5 protein-coding genes are annotated in these 6,216 nt (G+C 67.1%); 1 reads left to right on the top strand and 4 read right to left on the bottom strand.

From position 1 onward, the window contains the following. Positions 1 to 53 precede the first annotated feature (53 nt). A complete protein-coding gene (locus B3446_RS01875; RefSeq protein WP_291377034.1) occupies positions 54 to 935 on the bottom strand; it encodes a PhzF family phenazine biosynthesis protein in 882 nt (293 codons plus the stop codon). Continuing rightward, positions 928 to 2,157 carry a Bug family tripartite tricarboxylate transporter substrate binding protein gene (locus tag B3446_RS28630; protein WP_422652837.1) on the bottom strand — a complete coding sequence of 410 codons (1,230 nt, stop codon included), beginning with the start codon at positions 2,155 to 2,157 and terminating at the stop codon, positions 928 to 930. The genes B3446_RS01875 and B3446_RS28630 overlap by 8 nt, the downstream gene beginning before the upstream one ends. A 95-nt stretch (positions 2,158 to 2,252) precedes the next feature. On the opposite strand from B3446_RS28630, the gene B3446_RS01865 reads away from it, so the two are divergent. Next, on the top strand, positions 2,253 to 2,840 hold the full coding sequence (locus B3446_RS01865; RefSeq protein WP_291377032.1) for an AraC family transcriptional regulator: 588 nt from the start codon (positions 2,253 to 2,255) through the stop codon (positions 2,838 to 2,840). 51 nt (positions 2,841 to 2,891) lie between these two features. Here the strand turns inward: B3446_RS01865 and B3446_RS01860 are convergent, their stop codons facing one another. Continuing rightward, the gene (locus B3446_RS01860) at positions 2,892 to 5,297 is read right to left on the bottom strand and encodes a TonB-dependent siderophore receptor (protein ID WP_291377031.1); all 2,406 of its coding nucleotides are present in this window, start codon (positions 5,295 to 5,297) and stop codon (positions 2,892 to 2,894) included. A 135-nt stretch (positions 5,298 to 5,432) separates the two neighbouring features. Further along, positions 5,433 to 6,216: FecR family protein (locus tag B3446_RS01855; protein WP_291377029.1), on the bottom strand; the 784-nt coding region annotated here is incomplete at its 5' end.

Genomic DNA, 6,216 nt, shown 5'->3' with positions numbered 1-6,216 from the left:
GGGCAGGCGCCAGCCGGCCGCGGCCAGCCGCGAGTCGGGTGTGCCGCCAGCGGTCACCGTATCCATTGCGTCTCGCCGCTCAGCCAACAGCCGGGGGCGTCCCCGCGCCGGCGCAACTGGATCGCCGACGGCGAGCCCATGGCCACGCCTTGGCGGACCGTGTATACCCCGTCCGCCGGCACGCTGCCCGTCTCGTTCAGGTAACCCCACAAGGCCGCGGCGGCGATGCCGGTGGCGGCATCCTCGGGGTAGCCGGACGCCTTGGGAAATTGCCGCGCGCTGGCGCCGTCCGCGCTCAGCGCATAAGGGTAGAGGCCGGTTGAGCCGATGGCTTCGCAGATGTCCCGCATCGCATCGAAGTCCGGCGCCAAGACATCCAGGTCGGCCACGGTCGGCAATCGCACCAACGTCTTTACGCGGCTGGTGCTGGCATTGATCATGTGCAGGCCCGGCAAGCCGGGGTCGATACGCAGCACGGTGGCGATCGCGCGGCATTGCGCGGGCGTGAGCGCGGATGTGGCGACGGCAGGTTGCGACACCCAGGCGCGATTGCCAGCCTCGTCCCATTCGATGTCCACGCTGCCGCTCAGGGTCTGAACACGGGCGCGCGGCGTGCTCCAGCGTTGCCATTGCCGCAGCGCCCAGAGCGTCCCCACGGTCGCGTGGCCGCACATTTCCATTTCGTGGCCGGGCACGAAGAATCGCAGTTGGCACAGGTGGTCAACGCGGTCGGCCGGCACCACGAAGGACGACTCGTGGCCGTGATGCGCGGCCAGCGCCTGCATGTCGGCCGCCGACATGCCGCGCGCGTCAAGCACCAACGGCACCGGATTTCCGCCTTGCAGGGGCTGGGACGGATCGACGAATACGCGCAGCAGGGCCGCCTGGCCGGCGGGAGGCTGGGCGGGGACGAGGTTGGGGTGAAGGTCAGTCAAACTGGACTCCGGTCTTGGTGATGAGGTCGCCCCAGAAGGCGAGGTCTTGTGAGACGGTTTGGGTCAGCGCCTCTGCCGTGCCGGGTTTGACGTCCACGCCCTTGGCGGCCAGGTCGGCGGCAATGGCCGGGTCCCGCAGCACCGTATTCAGGGCAAGGTTCATCTTTTCCACGATGGCCGGCGGCGTGCCCTTGGGAAAGGCCAGGCCGTACCAGAGCGATTGCGTGTAGGCCGGCATGCCCTGGGCCGCGAAGGTGGGGACGTTGGGCAGGATGGGGGTGGCGCTGGTGGTCGCCACCGCAATCAGCTTGCCGCTCTGCACGAAGGGCGCCAGGCCCACGGGGTTATCGAACATGATGTCGACCTGACCGCCGATCAGATCCGTGTAGGCGGGCGCCGCGCCACGGTAGGGAACGTGCGTCAGATCCAGTTTCTCGTCCTTCTTGAACATCTCGCCCAGCAGGTGCGACACCGTGCCGGCGCCCACCGACGCATACGTGCCGACGTGGCGCGCTTTCAATGCGCCGACCACTTCGGGAAGTGTGGCCGCCTTCAGGGCCGGCTGCACTGCCAGCACATAGGGCGACGTGCCGATGAAGCCGATGTAATCGAAATCCTGGGCCGGCTTGTACGGCAGGTTCTTGTACNNTCCGGCTTGGCGCGCGCAGCCTGGCCCGAACCCACGGTGCCGCCCGCGCCGCCGGCGTTCTGAATGATCACGGTCTGCTTCAATTCGCGCGTCAACGCCGGCTGCAGCGTGCGCACCACCAGATCCGTGCCGCCGCCGGCCGGGAAGGGGACGATCAGGGTAATCGGCTTGTCCGGCCAAGTGTGTTGAGCCAGGGCGCTGGCCAGCGGAAGGGCAAGCAGGGCGGCGGACAGCAAGGCCGACGGAAGTGTGCGAATCACGGAGTTCCCCTTGTGTGTTTGTGGAATGACCCAGATCGTAGGCAGCGGCCGAGCTGGCGGCGAACCGCGACGCGACAGAAGCTGATCCCAAGCGCGACAACGGAAACCACGCGCCCGCGCCGGGCTTGCATGAAAACGGCCGCGCGCCGATACTGGCCCAACGCCCAATCTTGCCGTTGCCGGGCAACGCCCAGCGCACCACACGCCTGCACTCCCCATGTCGCGTTCCGTCCCGCTTTCCTCCAAACAGGACCTCATCGCCCAGACAGGTTTCGCCCTGGCGGCCAGCCGGCAGCCGCGCTATGCCTTCCATTGGCATGAGCACGACTGCGCCATGCTGCTTTGGCCGCGGGCCGGCGCCCTGGACAGCGCCTGGCGGGACGAGGCGGGCGCCCGCCGCCTNNGGCGTTGCTGCTGCCGTCTCATGTCGAGCACAGCACGCGCGCCGAAAGCATCTCGCAACAGCACGGCGAACTCTATCTGGCTCCGGAATTGCTTCGGGCTTGCCGGGCGGGGGGCGTGCTGCAATTGGATGGCGCGGCGCAGGCCATGCTGGATGCGCTCTGGAAGCCGGCGTTGTCGGCGTCGGCGTTGCCGATGCTGGTGGAGGCATTGATCACCCAACTGGATGCGACGCACCGGATCCACGGCCAGATCATTACGCCGCAGGCGCCGCTACCGCTGGCGCGGCAATGGCTGGAACTGTTGCGCGAGCGGCTGGAAGCGGGGCAGCCATTGCCGGCGGTAGCCGATTCGGCCAGCATGCTCGGCGCCACCACCCGTACGCTGCAGCGCGCCTGCATGGAGACCTATGGGCAGTCTCCGATTTCATTGCGCCGCATGGTACTGGCGCAGGCCGCGCGCCAGCGGCTCGCGATGGGCGAACCGGCGGCAAGAGTCAGCGCCGAACTGGGGTTTTCCAGCAGCGGCCACCTGGGCCGGCTGCTGCGCGCGGTCGATCCTTCATCAGAAACCGGCATCGCCACTCAACCCTGAACGGGCAGGCAGCGGGGCGGCGCGAATCCCGGTTTGCGACACGAACGCGGCCTACCAGTTGACGCGCGCCGTCAGCGTGATGTTGCGCTCGTCGCCGTAATAGCAGGTGTAGGGGCACGCGGCCACGTAGGTCTTGTTGGCCAGGTTCTTCACGTTGAGCGCGAACTGCCACTTGTCCAGTTGATAGCGCACCGCGGCGTCATACGTGGTGTACGACGGTATCGGCATTTCGTTGATTTCCTGGCGGCCCACATAGCGCACGCCCACTCCCGCGCTCAGGCCCGGCACGGACGAAAACCGGTAATCCATCCAGAGCGATGCCATGTTGCGAGGAACCGATTCGGGCCGCGCTCCTTCGTTGCCGAAATTGCTTTTGACCACGCGCGCGTCCGTCGTTGCCAGGGCGGCCACCAGGTCCAGTTGCCGGTTCAGGCTGGCCCGGGCCTCAATTTCCGCGCCTCTCGAGCGGACTTCGCCTGTCTGCACCAAGAACCCCACATGATTGGGGTCGCTGGTCAGGACATTGCGTTGGGTGATTTCGTATAGCGCGAACGTGATCGACGCATCCACGCCCTTGGGTTCGTACTTCAATCCGATCTCGTGCTGCACACCCGTGGTCGGCTTGAAGGGATTGGCGGCGAAGTCCAGTCCCGTCACGGGTTGGAACGACTTGCTGTAGCTGTAGTAGGGCGCCAAGCCGTTGTCGAACAGATACATCAGGCCGACGCGCGGCGTGAAGGCGTGGGAGTTCTGTGCGCCCGTGCCCGGCGTCGACTCGGTACGCACGGAGTCGTAGCGCCCGCCCAGCAGCGCGATCCAGCGTTCGTTGAACTTGATCTGGTCCTGCGCGTAGAAGCCCAGCTGGCGCGTGCTGTCTTCGCCATAACCGGTGGGCCCGAGGTCCGGCCGGGCGCCATAGACGGGGTGGTACAGGTTCAGCGGCGCGATGGCGCCGGATTTCTGGGCGCGCGAGAACTCGTTCTTGCTCCAGTCGATGCCGAACAGCAGCGTATGTTCAAAGCTGCCGTGGCGCAGCTTGCCCAGCAACTGGTTGTCCACGGCCAGACCCTTGTCGGTGTCGTACCGCGTCAGGGCATAGCGGGTGGCCAGGGCCGGGTCCGATGCGTCCACGCGCGTGTCTACCCCGGCGTACTGATTGTCGGCCCGCTGCTTGTAGGTCAGCAGATTCTGGCGCACCTTCCAGTCGTCGTTCAGCTTGTGTTCGAGCAGGTAGCCCAGCGTGGCGCCCTTTGTGACATAGCGGTCGAAGTCCGGTTCGCCAACGAAGCGCGAGCGCGAAATGCGGCCGTTGGGGTTGGGCAGCAGGGTGCCTTCCAGAGGTTTGCCCACATCGTAGGGGCTATCGGTGCGGCTGTAGCTGGCCAGGAACGTGATCAGCGTGGCATCGCTGATCTGCCACTCCAGCGCGCCGGCCAGCGAGGTGCGGTCATTGTTGATGTAGTCGACCATGCTGTCGCTGTTGCGCGCCAGTCCGGTGAGGCGATAGCGGACATTGCCGTCCTCGGTGACCGGACCGCCCAGGTCCATCGCAATTTGCTTCTTGTTCCAGCTTCCGGTCTGCAATTCGAGCTCGCGCAGCGGCTCCGCCGTGGGGCGCTTGCTGATCAGGTTGATGATGCCGCCGGGTGCGGCCTGGCCGTACAGGATCGAGGCCGGCCCCTTGAGCAGCTCGATGCGTTCGAAGTTGTAGGGCTCGATGGCGCCGCTGAGCGAGTTGATGGGGAACTTGGTGCCGTTCAGGTACAACGGAGCCGCGCCGGTAACGTTGAAGCCACGGATCGTGAAGCCCGTGCCGATGTGCCTGAGCGCCCCGCCTTCCAGCGACTGGACGCTGGCGGTGTAGCCCAGTGCCTGGTCCAGCGAGTCCGCCGCCTGCGCGACGACCTGGTCGCGCGGAATCACCGATACGGACTGGGGCGTTTCATGCAGCGCCGTGTCCGTCTTGGTGGCGGTTGCGCTGCGCCGGGCCACAAATCCTTGCACCGGGCCGAAGGCGGATTCCTCGGCAACGCCCGTCACCGTCACCGCGGGCAGGGTCTGCGCGGCGTCCTGGCCCGGCTGACTGCCGGGCACTGGACGTAGGATGTAGCCGCCATTCGGCTGTGGGCGGGCAGCCAGTCCGGTGCCGGCCAGCAACCTGGCCAGCGCTTCGGGCGCGTCAAAGCTGCCCTGCAAGCCGGGACTGCGCTTACCCGCGATGTCGGTGGCCGAATAGGACAACATCAACCCGCTTTCAAGGGCGTAGCGGGTCAGGGCGCTTTCCAGCGACCCGGCGGGGATCGCGTAGCTTTTCGCGCTGGCCTGGGCCTGTACGGCATCCGTTCCGGCCGACAGGGCGATGCCGGATGCCGTGAGCCAGAGGGCGCGGCTTGCTGCCAGCGCGAGGGTATTGCGTGCGATGAGGCGCGCGGCGCGCCGAGACTGACGGGGGGGCATGAATGTTCCGGTTTCCGGTGAAAAAATGTGGCTTCTATTAGGTTTGCCACTTGGGAAACGGAAACCCCTCATGTTGACGCGAAAAATTTTCGGGGTCGATGAATAGCGCGGCGAGTCGAGGCGGCCTGCGCGGCGCTAGGCGCCGCGCAGGCGCACGGTGATCCAATAGCGCGTCACCTGGTCGACGTCGATCGGATGCGTCCGGCGCAGCATGTCCAGCACCCGGTTGGTGTCGTCCAGCGGATAGATGCCCGAGACCTTCAGGCGGCCGGCAGCGGGGTCGCAGGCCAGCCGGCCGGGCATATACCGGGCAAGCTCCGCAATGAAGTCGGACAGCGGCATGTCCTGCGCGACCAGCATGCCCACGGACCATGACGCATCGCGCGGTTCCGCCACCCGCGTGGTGCCGACGGCGTCGCGGGTGAACGACGCCTGTTCGCCCGCGTGAATGACGCGCGGCGTATCCGCTTGGCGTTCGGGGCGGATCTCCACGGCGCCCTCGAACACCGCGACGTGGCTGCGGCCAGGGAATTGGCGCACGCTGTAGCGTGTGCCCAGGGCGCGTACGCGGCCTTGCGCCGTTTCCACCAGAAAAGGACGGGCAGGGCGCCCTGCCTGGGATGCCGGGTCGGGCGCGGTGGCGATCAGGATCTGGCCGTGCAGCAGGCGGACCAGGCGCTGCGAGCCGTCAAACCGGACATCGATGGCGCTTGCCGTGTCCAGGTCGATGCGGCTGGCGTCGGCCAGCAGGATGCTCGTGCGTTCTCCGGCTGCGGTGTGGTGATCGGACTGCCAGTCCTGCCAGCCGCGCCACAGGTTATCGCGCGCCAGCCAGGCGCCGCCGCCGGCAAACAGCGCCACCGCCAGCGCCTTGACGGCCTGGCGCCGCGCGGGACGGTTCCGGCCCTCGCGCGTCAGC

It is taken from the genome of Achromobacter sp. UBA5777 (assembly GCF_002418565.1).
Classification (GTDB): Bacteria; Pseudomonadota; Gammaproteobacteria; order Burkholderiales; family Burkholderiaceae_B; genus Achromobacter; species Achromobacter animicus.
The sequence above is the reverse complement of the archived record's forward strand: the minus strand, read 5'-3'. Positions and strand labels throughout refer to the sequence as shown.